A 14,823-nucleotide genomic window follows, 5' to 3' on the forward strand; every position below is an offset into this window, starting at 1 on the left:
AATCTCGATAGAGGGGTCTAGCTCGACTTACGGGCGGATCGGAGTTCGAGCGGAAGCGAGAACGTCAGGGTCTCCTCGGCCAGGGTCACCCCCTCCACGTCGGCGTATCCACGGGCGGCGAGCCAGCCGAGTAACTCCTCGACCAGTAGCTCGGGGACCGAGGCGCCGGAGCTGACCCCGACGGTGCGCACGCCGTCGAGCCACCGCTCGTCGGCGTCCCCGGCCCTGTCGACCAGGTACGCCGCGTCCGCGCCGGCGCCCAGTGCCACCTCCACCAGCCGCCGGGAGTTGGAGGAGTTGGCCGAGCCGACGACGATGACCAGCTCGCACTCCGGCGCGATCCGGGTGATCGCCTCCTGGCGGTTCTGGCTGGCGTAGCAGATGTCGTCGCTGGGCGGGTCGACCAGGTCGGGGAAGCGATTGCGCAGCTCGGTGACGGCCCGCATGGTCTCGTCCACGGCCAGCGTGGTCTGCGACAGCCAGGTCACGGGCCCTTTCACCGTCACCTCGCCCGGGCGGGCCGGGTCCACGACGTGGATGCGGTCGGGGGCCTCGCCGTAGGTGCCCTCGACCTCCTCGTGCCCGGCATGGCCGATCAGCACGATCTCGTAGCCCGCCTCGGCCATGCGTACGGCCTCCTTGTGGACCTTCGTGACCAGCGGGCAGGTGGCGTCGACGGTCCGCAGCCCGCGCAGCCCCGCCGCCTCCTTGACCGCCGGTGAGACGCCGTGGGCGGAGAAGACGACCAGCGAGCCGTCGGGCACCTCGTCGAGCTCCTCGACGAAGACCGCGCCGCGCCTGGTGAGGTCGTCGACCACGTAGGTGTTGTGGACGATCTGTTTGCGCACGTAAACGGGTGGGCCGAAGCGCCGCAGCGCCTCCTCGACCGTGGCGATGGCGCGTTCGACGCCCGCGCAGAAGCCGCGCGGGGCAGCGAGAAGTACCCGTCCCATCTGGGAACCCCCTAGTTGGTGCGGTGCGCGAGCTGGTCCGCCAGCAGGGCCAGCGCTCTCGCGGCCTCCGGCTCGATCCGCGCCGTGGCCAGTGCCGTCACGGCCTCGTGCACGCGTTCTTCGATCATTTCCTCGACCCGGGCCAGCGCTCCCGTGTCGCACAGGATCTGCCGCAGCTCCGCGGCGTGCTCCTCGGTCAGCTCCGGGTTGCCGTACCAGCTCCCGAGCCGACCGAGCTGGGCGGGGGAGGCGTTCCGCACGGCATACGCGAAGAGCACCGTGCGCTTGCCCTCGCGCAGGTCGTCGAGGGCCGACTTGCCGGTCTCCGGCTCCGAGCCGAACGTGCCGAGCACGTCGTCGCGGAGCTGGTACGCCTCACCCAGCGGCAGGCCGAAGCGGGAGTACGACTCCAGCACCTCCATCGAGGCGCCCGCCAGCGCGCCGCCGATCTGCAGCGGCCGTTCGACGGTGTACTTGGCGGTCTTGAACCGGATCACCGTCAGCGCCTCGGCCACGCTCGCGCCCGAACGGAGCTGGGCCACGATGTCGAGGTACTGGCCGCTGATGACCTCGGTGCGCATGGCGTCGAACACGTGGTGCGCGGCGCGCAGCCGGTGCGGCTCCACCCCGCACGACGACAGCATCGTGTCGGACCAGACCAGGCTGAGCGTGCCGAGCAGGATGCCGCCCCCCTGCCCGAACGCCTCCGCGCCCGGTCCGGAGTGCAGCCCGGCCAGGCTCCTGTGCACGGTGGTCCGGCCGCGTCGCAGCTCGCTGCCGTCCATGATGTCGTCATGGATGAGCAGGCCCGCGTGGCACAGCTCCAGGGCCGCGGCGGCGGTGATGATCTCCTCGCTGTCGCCGCCGCCGGCGCCGCGCCAGCCCCAGTAACACAGCTGCGGCCTGACGCGCTTGCCGCCGTTGAGGATGAAGTCGGCCAGCAACCGGTACGCGGCCTGGACGTCGGGATCGTCGACGGGGGCTCCCCAGGTCTCGAGGAAGCCGGCCAGGCGCCGGTCCACGCGCGACCCGACGTCGGGCTGAATGAAGCTCACCGGCATGCGCGCGGCTCCTTCGGTCGGAAGTTCGCTACCAATAGTTATCCACTCAATACGTAGCGTGTAAAGAGTCTTCTGTAGCGGATGACTTCTTTTGCCTCAGCAGTCCCAGCGGCCGGGGAGCGTCGAGAGGGGCGAGCTGTTTGATGCGATATGCGGGGGTATGCGGCATTCGTGGGCGCCCCTTCCGGGAGGAGACACCATGAAGGCAGTCACGTGGCACGGCAAGCGCGACGTCCGGGTCGAGGAGGTGCCCGACCCCGCCATCAAGGAGCCCAACGACGCGGTCATCAGGGTGACCAGCACCGGCATCTGCGGCTCCGACCTCCACCTGTACGAGGTGCTCGGGCCGTTCATGGCCGAGGGCGACATCCTCGGACACGAGCCCATAGGCGTCGTCGAGGAGGTCGGCCCCGGGATCGACAACCTCAAGCCGGGCGACCGCGTGGTCATCCCGTTCAACATCGCCTGCGGCCACTGCCACATGTGCTCGATGGAGCTCTACGCCCAGTGCGAGACCACCCAGGTGCGCGAGCAGGGCACGGGCGCCGCGCTGTTCGGCTACACCAAGCTCTACGGCCAGGTGCCCGGCGGGCAGGCCCAGTACCTGCGGGTGCCCGAGGCGCAGTTCGGACCCGTCAAGGTGCCCGAGGGGCCGCCGGACGAGCGGTTCGTGTACCTGTCCGACGTGCTGCCGACCGCCTGGCAGGCCGTCGCCTGGGCGGACGTCCCCGAGGGCGGCAGCGTCGCCGTCTTCGGCCTCGGCCCGATCGGCCAGATGTGCACCCGCATCGCCGGCTACCTGGGATACCGGGTGATCGGTGTGGACGGCGTGACGCAGCGGCTGGAGATGGCCCGCCGCCACGGGATCGACGTCATCGACGCGAGCGAGGTCCCCGACGTCCCGGGGGAGATCCGGCAGCGGACCTCCGGGCGCGGCACGGACTCGGTCATCGACGCGGTCGGCATGGAGGCCCACGGCTCGCCCGCCGCCAAGGTCGCCCAGACCCTCACCGGCATGCTGCCGTCCGGGGTCGCCGCGCCGCTGATGACGCATGCGGGCGTCGACCGGCTGGCCGTGCTCAACCAGGCCATCGACGCGGTACGGCGTGGCGGCGTCATCTCCGTCATCGGCGTCTACGGCGGCATGACCGATCCCATGCCCATGCTGCGCATGTTCGACAAGGGCATCACGATGCGCATGGGCCAGGCCCACGTCAGGCGGTGGACCGGCGTGCTGATGCCGCTGGTGACCGATGAGTCCGATCCGCTCGGCGTCATGGACCTGGCCACTCACCGGATGCCGCTGGAGCAGGCGCCCATGGCGTACGAGATGTTCCAGAAGAAGGCGGACGGAGCGGTCAAGATACTCCTACAGCCATAACTTGCCAGGTCGTAGGGATTTCCGGGCCCAAAGGACGGGCAGCGGAGCTTCCATGAGAGTCGTTGTGGTGGGAGCAACCGGGAACGTCGGCACCAGCGTGGTGCGCGCGCTGGCCACGGACGGCGGCGTGACCTCGATCGTGGGGGTCGCCCGCCGGTTGCCCGGGTGGCGGATCGACCGCACCGACTGGCGGCAGGCCGACATCGGGACCGCGGACCTGACGCGGATCTTCGACGGGGCGGACGTGGTCGTGCACCTCGCGTGGCTGTTCCAGCCGACCCGCAACCCGTCCGTCACGTGGCGGGCGAACGTGCTGGGCAGCATGCGCGTCTTCCGCGCCGTCGCCGAGGCGGGCGTGCCGGCGCTGGTCCACGCCTCGTCCGTGGGAGCGTACTCGCCTGGGCCCAAGGACCGGCCGGTGGACGAGAGCTGGCCCACGCACGGCTGGCCGGGGGCCGCGTACGGGCGGGAGAAGGCGTACGTCGAGCGCGTGCTCGACGTCTTCGAGCACGACCACCCGGGCACCCGCGTGGTGCGGATGCGGCCGGGGTTCATCTTCCAGCGGGTGGCGGCGACCGAGCAGCGCAGGCTGTTCGGCGGGCCGTTCGTGCCGCGGCGGCTGATCAGGGCGGGGCGCATCCCGTTCGTGCCGGACGTCCCCGGCCTGCGGCTGCAGGTGGTGCACGCCCAGGATGCGGCGGAGGCGTACCGGCTGGCGGTCACCAGGCAGGTGCGGGGCGCGTTCAACATCGCCGCCGATCCCGTGCTCGACCCGGCCGACCTCGCCAAGCTGCTCGACGCCCGTACGGTGCCGGTCTCGCCCACCGTGGCCAGGGCGGCCATGGCGGTGGGCTGGCACATGAGGCTCATACCGGCCGCGCCCGGCCTGCTCGACCTGATCCTGCGGATCCCGGTCATGAAGACCGACCGGGCCAGGGAGGTGCTGGGCTGGACGCCCCGGTACTCCTCGTGGGAGGCCATGCGGGAGCTGGTCGAGGGGCTGCACGACGGCGCCGGCATGGACACCGCGCCGCTCGCCCCCGACGGCGGGCCGGTCGAGCGGATGAAGGAGCTCGCCACCGGCGTGGGCGGCCGTGCGTAATGTGCAGCCTGGTGTGTAAGGTCCCGGCTCCGGGGAACTGGAGACACAACGCGAGGTCCTGAAGCGCGGCCTGTGTGTCGGACGACACGGAGGAGTGCATGCGCACCCTGATGGCCCAGCCCTTCACCCTCCACGACGTCACCCGACTACGTCGTGCAGTGGCCGAACTGGCAGGCAGTTGCGGGCTGAGCAGTCCCAAGCTCGACGACTTCGTCCTGGCCGTGCATGAGAGCGTCGTCAACGCCGTGGAGCACGCCGGTGGGCATGGGTACTTCAAGCTGTGGACGGTGAACGGCGTGATCCGCTCCGAGACGACCGACCGGGGCTCCGGCATCCCCGGCGGGTACGTGAACGCCGACCTCAAGCCGCTCGACCTCACCCAGGAGGGCAGGGGGATCTACCTCATCCGCCGGCTGTGCGACATGGCCGACTTCGACACCGGTCCCGGCGGCACCACGGTCCTGCTCACCATGCGGCTGCCGCACCTACCGGAGCGCGCCACCCATCGGGTCATGAAGCGCATCCGGGTCTCCGCCGGCCGCCACCCCTTCGGCCGCTTCACAGCCTGACGCCCCGCCCCCGGCACCCGCCGCGGACGAGCCCCCCGAGCGACGCACGGGCACCGGGCGTCGGGGCCCCGACGGCTGGGGTCCGGGGCGGGTGGGCGGGGCGGATGGGCTGGACAGGGGCCAGGTAGGCTCGCAACGTGAGCGGCGAAACGCTTCCTTCCGGGATGATCTCGCCCGTCCGGCGCATCGGGCGGAGGGAGTTCGACTTCGCGCGCCAGGTCGCCATCATGGCCATCGTCAACAGGACGCCCAACTCCTTCCACGACCAGGGCAGCACGTTCGAGCTCGACACCGCCGTCGCGGCCGCGCGCAGGGCTGTGGACGACGGGGCCGACTGGGTGGACATCGGCGGGTTCGCCTTCAGCGCAGCTCAGGCACAGATCGGCGTGGACGAGGAGATCGAGCGGGTGGTGCCGGTGATCGCCGAGGTCAGGAAGGCCACCGACGCCGTCATCTCCGTCGACACCCACAGGCCCGAGGTGGCGCGGGCGGCCGTCGAGGCGGGGGCCGACGTGATCAACGACACCAACGGCCTGCGCGAGCCCGGCATGGCGGAGTTCGCCGCCGAGTCAGGGGTCAGCGTGATCGTCACGCACAGTCTCGGCGGCCCGGGCAAGCGGGTCCTCCGGCCGAGTTACGCCGACGTCGTCTCAGAGGTGGCCGGGTTCCTGCGCGAGCGGGTCGCGTACGCGCTGAAGTCCGGCATCGCCGAGGACAGGATCATCATCGACCCCGGCCACGACCTGAACAAGAACACCTTCCACTCGCTCGAGCTCACGCGCCGGCTCGAGGAGATCACCGCGATCGGCTACCCGACGCTGGTGGCCCTGTCCAACAAGGACTTCATCGGGGAGACGCTCGACCGCCCCCAGGACGAGCGGAAAGAGGGCACGATCGCCGCCAACGTCTTCGCCATCCTCAAAGGCGCCCGCATCCTCCGGGTGCACGACGTGGCCGCCACGGTCGCGTCCGTACGCATGACCGAGGCCATGCTCGGCTGGCGTGGCCCGCGGACCCCGAGTCACAATCTGGCCTGAGGAGGTCAATTGACCGAGCGGAAACCCAGGGGCATGCCGTTCGAGAGCTGGGTCGACCGGCAGATTCGCGAGGCGGAGGAGCGCGGCGCGTTCGACGACCTGCCGGGAGCAGGGAAGCCGCTGCCCGACCGGCCGTACGACGAGATGTGGTGGATCAAGCAGAAGATCGAGAGCGAGGGGCTCTCGATGCCCCTGCCGCCCACGCTGGCGCTGCGCAAGGACGCCGAGCAGGCGCTGGCCGAGGCGCGCGGGGCCAGGTCGGAGACCCAGGTGCGGCAGATCCTCGAGGAGATCAACAAGAGGATCCGCGAGGCGATCAGGACGGGGCTGTCCGGTCCGCCGCTCAACCTGATGCCGTTCGATGTGGACGAGATCGTGTCGGAGTGGCGGAGATCCCGGTGAAGAAGGGGCCCCGGAGTGCGGGGCCCCTTCGGGTGGTCGAGGGACCCGGGTCAGGCGGGCCCCTCCGAGAGACCCGGGTCAGGCGGGTCGCTCGGGCTTTCTGCGAGGGGCCCGGACCGGGTGGTCCGGGCCCCTCGGTTCCGCCGGGACCCGGGTGAGGCGCCGGGCCCTCGGCCGTACCGATGGCTAGTTGATCGGCGGGTACGCGTTCCGCATCAGCTCCTGGAACTGCGCCGAGAACCAGCGGCCGGAGAGCGGCGCGCCGGGCAGCGCCCCGGACTTGTTGTGCTTGTTGAGGTCGTTGCCCTCGTACGTCGGGTCGCACATCCGGTCGAACTTCTTGCCCTCGTCGTTCGGGATGTCCGTGCTGGCGCCGTCGGACTCGCCCGGCGGCTTGATCCAGACGTAGGCGTCGAACCCGGCGGGCACGTTGGCCGTGGGCCGCACGCCCATGCCGGCGCCGCTCTGGTTGCACCAGTTGCCGGCGTGGAGGCGGCGGTCGATGCGTGACTGGTTGACGAAGTCGTTCACGTTGGTCGAGGTGCTCGGCCCGCTCGGGCGGGCGGTGCCGCCCCAGCCGTTGCGCGAGGTGTCGATCAGCATGCCGAGGCCCTGCTTGAAGCCCTTGCTGATCAGGGCGCTACGCAGTGCCGTGGCGAAGCTCGACTCGTCCACGTAGTAGTTCCAGTCGACCCAGCTGGACTGCCGGACCGACTGGCCGTTCACGGTCGTGTTGATCGTGAAGTACGGCTCGGTGGTCGCGCCGTAGTTGGCGGTGTTGATGATGAAGCCGTCCGCGCTGTCCACACCGGCGGTGGTGCCGGCCACGGTGTTGTAGAAGAGGTTGACCGTCGGGTTGAAGTTCGAGTCCCAGCCGAGCCAGGCGTGGTGGCCGGCGTCGATGTAGGTGTAGACGTTGGTGATGGCGTGCAGCTTGTTCAGCGCGTAGCGGACGCCGTCCACGTAGGCACCGGTCGAGTTGGCCTCGGCGCACTTGGGGAAGCTGAGGTTGGTGACCAGGTTGGGCAGCGAGTCGGGCTCGATGATCGTGACGATGCGCAGGCCCGCGTACGCCGGCTCGCTCATCATCGCCGCGATCGGGTCGATGTACTCGGTCTTGTAGCGGTTGAGCCCGTTCTCGGCGACGAGCAGCTCGCCGTTGGAGGCCAGCGCCGAGCAGTCGCGGTTGGGCAGGTCGTAGATGACGAACTGCACGGTCAGCGGCGTGGAGCCGTTGGCGGCGTCCTGCCTGACGGCCTCGTCCAGGTGGGCGCGCAGACCCATGACGTCGGCGGAGCCGGCGATGGCCGCGATGCGGTCCAGCCACACGGCCGTGGAGGTGTTGGCCACTGCGGAGCCGCCCGGCTCGGCCTGGGCCTTGGCCTTCCAGTTGGGGTTGACGTAGCCGGTCGCGCCGGAGTACGGGTTCTCGACGTGGCCGCCGGGGTTGGGGTTGCCGTCGTTGTCGGCCTCGGTGGCGGTGACCGTCTTGGAGGTCAGGCCGGTCGAGGCGACGGTGATCGGACGGGTGCCGTTGGCCGTGTCGGAGTCCTCAGAGGCGGCCAGGGTGACCGTCTGCGGGGTGTTCCAGTTGGACGGCGTGAAGGTGAGGCTGGCCCCGCTGGAGACGGTGATGTTGGTGTCGCCGCTGCCCGCCGTCGAGGTGACGGTCACGTTGGAGGTCGGGGCGGCGGCCAGGCGCACGGTGTAGGAGGCGGTGGCGCCCTCCGGCACGGTCACCGAGGTCGGCGTGACGATGATCGCCTGCTCCACCACGGCGTCGTCGTCCACCTCGGTGGCGTTGACCGTGGCCGGGGTGACGCCCGTGCCGCCGACGGAGAAGGCGGCGGTGCCCGCGGTGGTGTCGGAGTCCTGCGCCGCCGCCAGGGTGACCGTCTGCGCGGTGTTCCAGTTGGACGGGGTGAAGGTCAGCGAGCCGCCCGAGCTCACGGACAGGTCCGTGTCACCGCTGGTCCGCGTCGTGGTGACGGTCACGTTGGCGGACGGCGCCGAGGAGAGCTTGGCCGTGAACGTGGCCGTGCCGCCCTCGTTCACCGCGACCGAGCTGGCCGAGGTGACCACCGACGGGGTCGTCGGGTTCCCCCCGCCGCAGGTGCTGCCGTTCACGCTGAAGCTGGTCGGGTTGGGGTTGCTGCCCGTCCAGGTGCCGTTGAAGCCGATGGAGACGGAGCCACCCGTGGAGAGGCTGCCGTTGTACGGCATGCTCGTGGCGGTCACGCGGGTGCCCGACTGGCTCCAGTTAGCGCTCCAACCCGTCGGAGTGTACTTCTGGCCTGTGGTCGGGAAGTCGAAGGCCAGATTCCACGACGTGATGGGGTCGCCGGTGTTCTTCAAGGTGATGTTCGCGGTGAAACCGCCCTGGCCGGGGCTGCTCGTCCACGAGTTGGCAGAGTAGGTCACGTCGCAGCCGACCGCGGCGTTGGCGGCCGTGCTCTGGCCGGCGACGAGCCCTAAGGCCGCGACACTCGCGGCGGTCACGGTCACGGCCCATTTGCGGAGGCCGCGTTGGAGTCTCACGAGCGATCATCTCCAGTGTTAGAGGGCTGGGAGCGCTCCCATGGTCTGTCGCAGTCGCACCCGTGTACAGCGGGCGTCACTCCAAAAGGTGTCCGCCGCCCCACATGCTCGTTGAATGGCCCGGAACGCGGATGAAACTTTCATGCCGGGCAGCCTGGTGAGAGGAAACACAGGGGTTACCGGACCGCCATTCCGTTGACATACGCGTGAGGGCATCCACAATCCCGTTTGGGAGCGCTCCCACTCCCCTGATCCCATGGAGATCCCGTGAAGTACAGACCTCCTTCCCTCCTCTCCCGCTTATCGAGGCGGCTCGCCGTGGCCACGACGCTCGTCCTCGTGGCGGGCGCGACCGCGGCCGTGGCGGCCAGTCCGGCACAGGCGTCCGTGGCGTGCGACGTGACATACGCGGCCAACTCGTGGACGAGCAGCCCTGGTCAGGGCGGTTTCACCGCGAACATCACCTTGAAGAACACCGGTGATCCCATTACCTCTTGGTCGCTGGCCTTCGACTTCCCCACCACGGGTCAGAAATACACCCCGACGGGTTGGAGCGCTAACTGGAGCCAGTCGGGCACCCGCGTGACCGCCACGAACATGCCGTACAACGGCAGCCTCTCCACGGGTGGCTCCGTCTCCATCGGCTTCAACGGCACCTGGACGGGCAGCAACCCCAACCCGACCAGCTTCAGCGTGAACGGCACCACCTGTGGCGGCGTCGGGAACAACACCCCGCCCACCGTGTCGCTGACCTCTCCGACCGCGGGCCAGACGTTCACCGCCCCGGCCACCGTGCCGATCGCGGCGAACGCCTCCGATGCCGACGGCACGATCTCCAAGGTCGACTTCTACCAGGGCTCCACGCTGCTCGGCACCGACACCTCGGCGCCGTACAGCTACAGCTGGACGAACGTGGCGGCCGGCAGCTACTCGATCACCGCGAAGGCCACCGACAACGGCGGCGCGACCACCACCTCTTCGCCCGTCGGCATCACGGTCTCGCAGAACACGGGTCCGGCGCTCGTCGTGAGCCCGACGACCCTGTCCGTGCCGGAGGCGGGCACCGCGAGCTTCGGCGTGAAGCTGTCGCAGGCACCCTCGGCCAACGTGACCGTCACCACGGCGCGCGCCAGCGGCGACACCGACCTCACGGTCTCGGGCGGCGCCAGCCTGACCTTCACGCCGTCCAACTGGAACACCGCGCAGAACGTCACGCTGGCGGCGGCCAACGACAGCGACACCACCAGTGGCTCCGCCGTCTTCAGGGTGAGCGCCACCGGCTACACCGCGGTCGACGTGACCGCCAGCGAGGCGGACGACGACGTCGGCGGCGACAACACGTACGTCCAGCGCTTCGTCGAGATGTACAACGAGATCCACGACCCGGCGAACGGCTACTTCTCGCCCGAGGGCGTGCCCTACCACTCGATCGAGACGTTCATGGTGGAGGCACCGGACCACGGGCACGAGACCACGTCCGAGGCCTACAGCTACTACCTGTGGCTGGAGGCGGCGTACGGGCAGGCCACCGGCGACTGGTCGAAGTTCAACAACGCGTGGGCGTCGATGGAGAAGTACATCATCCCGGCCACGGCCGACCAGCCGACGAACTCCTTCTACACGCCGAACAAGCCGGCCACGTACGCGCCGGAGTCGAACCAGATCAGCAACTACCCGAGCCCGCTCGACACCGGCGTGACCCCGGGCAGCGACCCGATCGCGAACGAGTTGCAGAGCGCGTACGGCACCCGTGACATCTACGGCATGCACTGGCTGCTCGACGTCGACAACACCTACGGCTTCGGCCGCTGTGGCGACGGCACCACCAAGCCCGCCTACATCAACACCTACCAGCGCGGTCCCGAGGAGTCGGTCTTCGAGACCATCCCGCAGCCGTCCTGCGACACGATGAAGTTCGGCGGCCCCAACGGCTACCTGGACCTGTTCATCAAGGACAACTCCTACGCCAAGCAGTGGAGGTACACCAACGCCCCCGACGCCGACGCGCGTGCCGTGCAGGCCGCGTACTGGGCGGAGACGTGGGCCAAGGCGCAGGGCAAGGACTCGCAGATCTCCGCGTCGGTCGCCAAGGCCGCGAAGATGGGTGACTACCTGCGCTACGCGATGTACGACAAGTACTTCAAGAAGCCCGGCTGCACGAGCCCCTCGTGCGCGGCGGGCACCGGCAAGGACTCGTCCAACTACCTGCTGAGCTGGTACTACGCCTGGGGCGGCGCGACCGACTCCAACGCCGGCTGGGCATGGCGCATCGGCTCCAGCCACAACCACTCCGGCTACCAGAACCCGCTCGCGGCCTGGGCGCTGGCCAACGTGGCCGAGCTGAAGCCCAAGAGCAGCACCGGCGCCGCTGACTGGAGCACCAGCCTCACCAGGCAGTTGCAGTTCTACACCTGGCTGCAGTCGGCCGAGGGCGCCATCGCCGGTGGCGCGACCAACAGCTGGGAGGGCCACTACGGGACGCCGCCGGCCGGCCTGCCGAAGTTCCACGGCCTGACCTACGACTGGCAGCCCGTCTACCACGACCCGCCGTCGAACCAGTGGTTCGGCTTCCAGGCGTGGACGATGGAGCGGGTGGCCGAGCTCTACTACGCCTCGGGCAACGCCGACGCGAAGGCGCTGCTCGACAAGTGGGTCACCTGGGCCATGAACAACACCACCATCAACGCGGACGGCACGTACCAGATCCCGTCCACGCTGAAGTGGACCGGCCAGCCCGCGGGCGACTTCACCGCCACCTCCGGGATGCCCCCGGCCAACCCCGGCCTGCACGTGACGATCGCCGACTACACCAATGACGTGGGTGTGGCGGGCGCGTACGCCAAGGCGCTCATGTACTACGCGGCCAAGGCGAACAACACGGCGGCCAAGAACATGGCCAAGGCGCTGCTCGACGGCGTGTGGAAGTACCGCGACGCCAAGGGCGTGTCGGTCCCCGAGACCAAGACCGACTACAAGCGCGTGGGCGACCCGGTCTACGTGCCGTCCGGCTGGAGCGGCAAGATGCCCAACGGCGACGCCATCAACTCCAGCTCGACGTTCATCTCGATCAGGTCCTTCTACAAGAACGACCCCGACTGGGCGAAGGTGAACGCCTACATCAACGGCACCGGCCCCGCGCCCGTCTTCAACTATCACCGGTTCTGGGCGCAGGTGGACGTCGCCGTCGCCCTGGCCGAGTACGGACGGCTCTTCCCGTGAGAAAGGCAGCACTGATCGCCGCGGTGTCGCTGGCCCTGCCCCTCTTGGGGTCGGGGCCGGCGGCCCGCGCCGCCGCACCCGCCTTCGCCTACGGTGAGGCGCTGCAGAAGTCGCTCTGGTTCTACGAGGCCCAGCAGTCGGGCGACCTGCCCGACTGGAACCGCGTCTCCTGGCGCGGCGACTCGGGCATGAACGACGGCAAGGACGTGGGCGTGGACCTCACGGGTGGCTGGTACGACGCGGGCGACCACGTCAAGTTCGGCCTCCCGATGGCGGCCTCCACCACGATGCTGGCCTGGGGCGCGGTCGAGTACCGCGACGCGTACGCGAACTCCGGCCAGCTCACGCACCTGCTCAACAACCTCAAGTACGTCAACGACTACTTCATCAAGGCGCACCCGTCGCCGAACGTGCTCTACGGGCAGGTCGGCAACGGCGGCACGGACCACGCCTGGTGGGGGCCGGCCGAGGCCATGCAGATGGCGCGGCCCGCGTACAAGATCGACGCGTCGTGCGGCGGGTCGGACCTGGCGGGCGAGACGGCGGCCGCGATGGCGGCCTCGTCGATGGTCTTCCGCCCGACAAATCCGTCTTATGCTGACACGCTGCTCACGCACGCCAAGCAGCTGTACTCCTTCGCCGACACCGTCAGGAAGAAGTACAGCGACTGCATCACCGACGCCCAGGGCTACTACCAATCGTGGAGCGGCTACAACGACGAGCTGGTGTGGGGCGCGATCTGGCTCTACCGGGCCACGAACGACGCCTCCTACCTGGCCAAGGCCGAGACCGGCTACGACAACCTGGGCAACGAGCCGCAGAGCACCACCAAGTCGTACAAGTGGACGATCGCGTGGGACGACAAGTCCTACGGCGCGTACGTGCTGCTGTACAAGCTGACCGGCAAGCAGCGCTACCTGGACGACGCCAACCGCTGGCTCGACTGGTGGACGGTCGGCGTGAACGGCTCCAAGGTGGCGTACTCGCCGGGCGGCCAGGCCGTGCTGGACCGGTGGGGCTCGCTGCGGTACGCGGCCAACACCTCGTTCGCGGCGCTCGTGCACAGCGACACCATCACCGACGCCACGCGCAAGGCCCGCTACCACGACTTCGCGGTCCGGCAGATCAACTACGCGCTCGGCGACAACCCGCGCAACTCCTCGTACGTGATCGGGTTCGGCGCCAACCCGCCCAAGAACCCGCATCACCGCACGGCGCACGGCTCGTGGACCGACCAGATCACCAACCCCGAGCAGACCCGCCACACGCTGTACGGCGCGCTCGTCGGAGGCCCGCCCGACCCGAACGACGCCTACACCGACAAACGCGACGACTACGTCATGAACGAGGTCGCCACCGACTACAACGCCGGCTTCACCAGCGCGCTGGCCCGGCTCTACAAGGAGTACGGGGGCGCCCCCGCCGCGAACTTCCCGCCGCGGGAGACCCCGGACGGACCCGAGATCTTCGTCGAGGCGGGCGTGAACGCCTCGGGCACCAACTTCACCGAGATCAAGGCCATCGTCCGCAACCAGTCGGCCTGGCCCGCCAGGGTGCTGTCCGACGGCTCCTTCCGCTACTACTTCACGCTCGACGGCTCGACGACCGCCTCGCAGATCACCGTGTCGTCGGCCTACACGCAGTGCAAGGCGCCCACGCTGAACCAGGCGAGCGGCACCACGTACTACGTGAACATCGACTGCTCCGGCCAGGTCATCGCCCCGGCGGGACAGTCTCAGCACCGCAGGGAGGTGCAGTTCAGGATCGCCAGCTCGGGCACGTGGGACCCGGCGAACGACTGGTCGTACCGGAACATCCCCACCACGCCCGGCGCGACGCCGGTGCGGACCGGGAACATCACTCTCTACAGCGGCGCGACCAAGATCTGGGGTGAGCCCCCGGGTCCGGAGGAACAGGACACGACAGCGCCCAGCAAGCCGGGCAAGCCCGCGGTTTCCGGGATCACGGGCTCGACCGCCAAGCTGAGCTGGACCGCCTCCACGGACAACGTGGGCGTGAGCGGCTACGACGTCTACCTGGGGTCCACAAAGGTAGGCACGGCCACGAGCGCGTCCTTCGACCTGAGCGGGCTCACCCCTGCCACGGCCTACACCGCCTCCGTGGTGGCGCGGGACGCGGCGGGCAACACCTCGGCGCCGTCCGACAGCGTCTCGTTCACCACCACGAACACGACGCCGCCCCCGGGCGGGTGCGCGGCGACGTACAAGGTGACGAGCTCGTGGAGCGGCGCCTTCCAGGCCGAGGTGACGGTGAAGAACAACGGCACGGCAGCCACCACGGGCTGGACGGTCGCCTGGACGTCGGCGAACCAGATCACCCAGCTCTGGGGCGGCAAGCACACCCAGTCGGGGTCCGGCGTCACCGTGAGGAACGAGTCCTACAACGGGGCGCTGGCTCCCGGCGCCACCACCACGTTCGGCTTCATCGCGAACGGCACGCCCACCGTCCCCGACCCGATCACCTGCACTCCCGCCTGAGTGAAGACCCCGCCCCCGTCGCAGTAGCGGCGGGGGCGGTTCCACAGCTCAGGGAAAGGCAGC

At 69.5% G+C, this 14,823-nt stretch carries 10 protein-coding genes; 7 read left to right on the forward strand and 3 right to left on the reverse strand.

Annotated elements, in window-relative coordinates; translation table 11 throughout:
- Positions 1–17: 17 nt before the first annotated feature.
- On the reverse strand, positions 18–953 hold the full coding sequence (locus ABD830_RS44015) for a 4-hydroxy-3-methylbut-2-enyl diphosphate reductase (protein WP_345000730.1): 936 nt from the start codon (positions 951–953) through the stop codon (positions 18–20).
- A gap of 11 nt (positions 954–964) precedes the next feature.
- Positions 965–2,008: a polyprenyl synthetase family protein gene (locus ABD830_RS44020; protein WP_345000732.1), complete on the reverse strand. Its 1,044-nt coding sequence runs from the start codon at positions 2,006–2,008 to the stop codon at positions 965–967.
- A gap of 205 nt (positions 2,009–2,213) precedes the next feature.
- Between ABD830_RS44020 and ABD830_RS44025 the strand changes: the two genes are divergently transcribed.
- The 5 genes from ABD830_RS44025 to ABD830_RS44045 all read left to right on the forward strand — a co-directional run bounded on the left by ABD830_RS44025 (position 2,214) and on the right by ABD830_RS44045 (position 6,505).
- Positions 2,214–3,395: a zinc-dependent alcohol dehydrogenase gene (locus ABD830_RS44025; protein ID WP_345000735.1), complete on the forward strand. Its 1,182-nt coding sequence runs from the start codon at positions 2,214–2,216 to the stop codon at positions 3,393–3,395.
- 52 nt (positions 3,396–3,447) lie between these two features.
- On the forward strand, positions 3,448–4,497 hold the full coding sequence (locus tag ABD830_RS44030) for an NAD-dependent epimerase/dehydratase family protein (RefSeq protein ID WP_345000737.1): 1,050 nt from the start codon (positions 3,448–3,450) through the stop codon (positions 4,495–4,497).
- A 98-nt stretch (positions 4,498–4,595) separates the two neighbouring features.
- Complete coding sequence (locus ABD830_RS44035; RefSeq protein WP_345000739.1) at positions 4,596–5,066, forward strand: ATP-binding protein; 471 nt, start codon at positions 4,596–4,598, stop codon at positions 5,064–5,066.
- 137 nt (positions 5,067–5,203) lie between these two features.
- Positions 5,204–6,103 (forward strand): dihydropteroate synthase, encoded by a 900-nt coding sequence (folP, locus tag ABD830_RS44040; protein WP_345000741.1) that lies wholly within the window; start codon positions 5,204–5,206, stop codon positions 6,101–6,103.
- A gap of 9 nt (positions 6,104–6,112) precedes the next feature.
- Complete coding sequence (locus ABD830_RS44045) at positions 6,113–6,505, forward strand: DnaJ family domain-containing protein (protein WP_345000743.1); 393 nt, start codon at positions 6,113–6,115, stop codon at positions 6,503–6,505.
- 186 nt (positions 6,506–6,691) lie between these two features.
- Here the strand turns inward: ABD830_RS44045 and ABD830_RS44050 are convergent, their stop codons facing one another.
- Positions 6,692–9,043, reverse strand: coding sequence for a glycoside hydrolase family 6 protein (locus ABD830_RS44050; RefSeq protein ID WP_345000745.1), 2,352 nt, complete (start codon positions 9,041–9,043; stop codon positions 6,692–6,694).
- Between the two features lie 267 nt (positions 9,044–9,310).
- Between ABD830_RS44050 and ABD830_RS44055 the strand changes: the two genes are divergently transcribed.
- Complete coding sequence (locus ABD830_RS44055) at positions 9,311–12,262, forward strand: glycoside hydrolase family 48 protein (protein WP_345000747.1); 2,952 nt, start codon at positions 9,311–9,313, stop codon at positions 12,260–12,262.
- Entirely contained in the window at positions 12,205–14,760 is a 2,556-nt protein-coding gene (locus tag ABD830_RS44060) for a glycoside hydrolase family 9 protein (protein WP_378520900.1), read from the forward strand. Before ABD830_RS44055 ends, ABD830_RS44060 begins: the two co-directional genes overlap by 58 nt.
- Positions 14,761–14,823 lie beyond the last annotated feature (63 nt).

The organism is Nonomuraea helvata (assembly GCF_039535785.1).
Lineage (GTDB): Bacteria > Actinomycetota > Actinomycetes > Streptosporangiales > Streptosporangiaceae > Nonomuraea > Nonomuraea helvata.

Bases quoted from the DNA above. Each gene is read 5' to 3' on its own strand.
- ABD830_RS44025 (WP_345000735.1), top strand. From the start codon at position 2,214: ATGAAGGCAGTCACGTGGCACGGCAAGCGCGACGTCCGGGTCGAGGAG.
- ABD830_RS44015 (WP_345000730.1), bottom strand. From the start codon at position 953: ATGGGACGGGTACTTCTCGCTGCCCCGCGCGGCTTCTGCGCGGGCGTC.
- ABD830_RS44030 (WP_345000737.1), top strand. From the start codon at position 3,448: ATGAGAGTCGTTGTGGTGGGAGCAACCGGGAACGTCGGCACCAGCGTG.
- ABD830_RS44035 (WP_345000739.1), top strand. From the start codon at position 4,596: ATGCGCACCCTGATGGCCCAGCCCTTCACCCTCCACGACGTCACCCGA.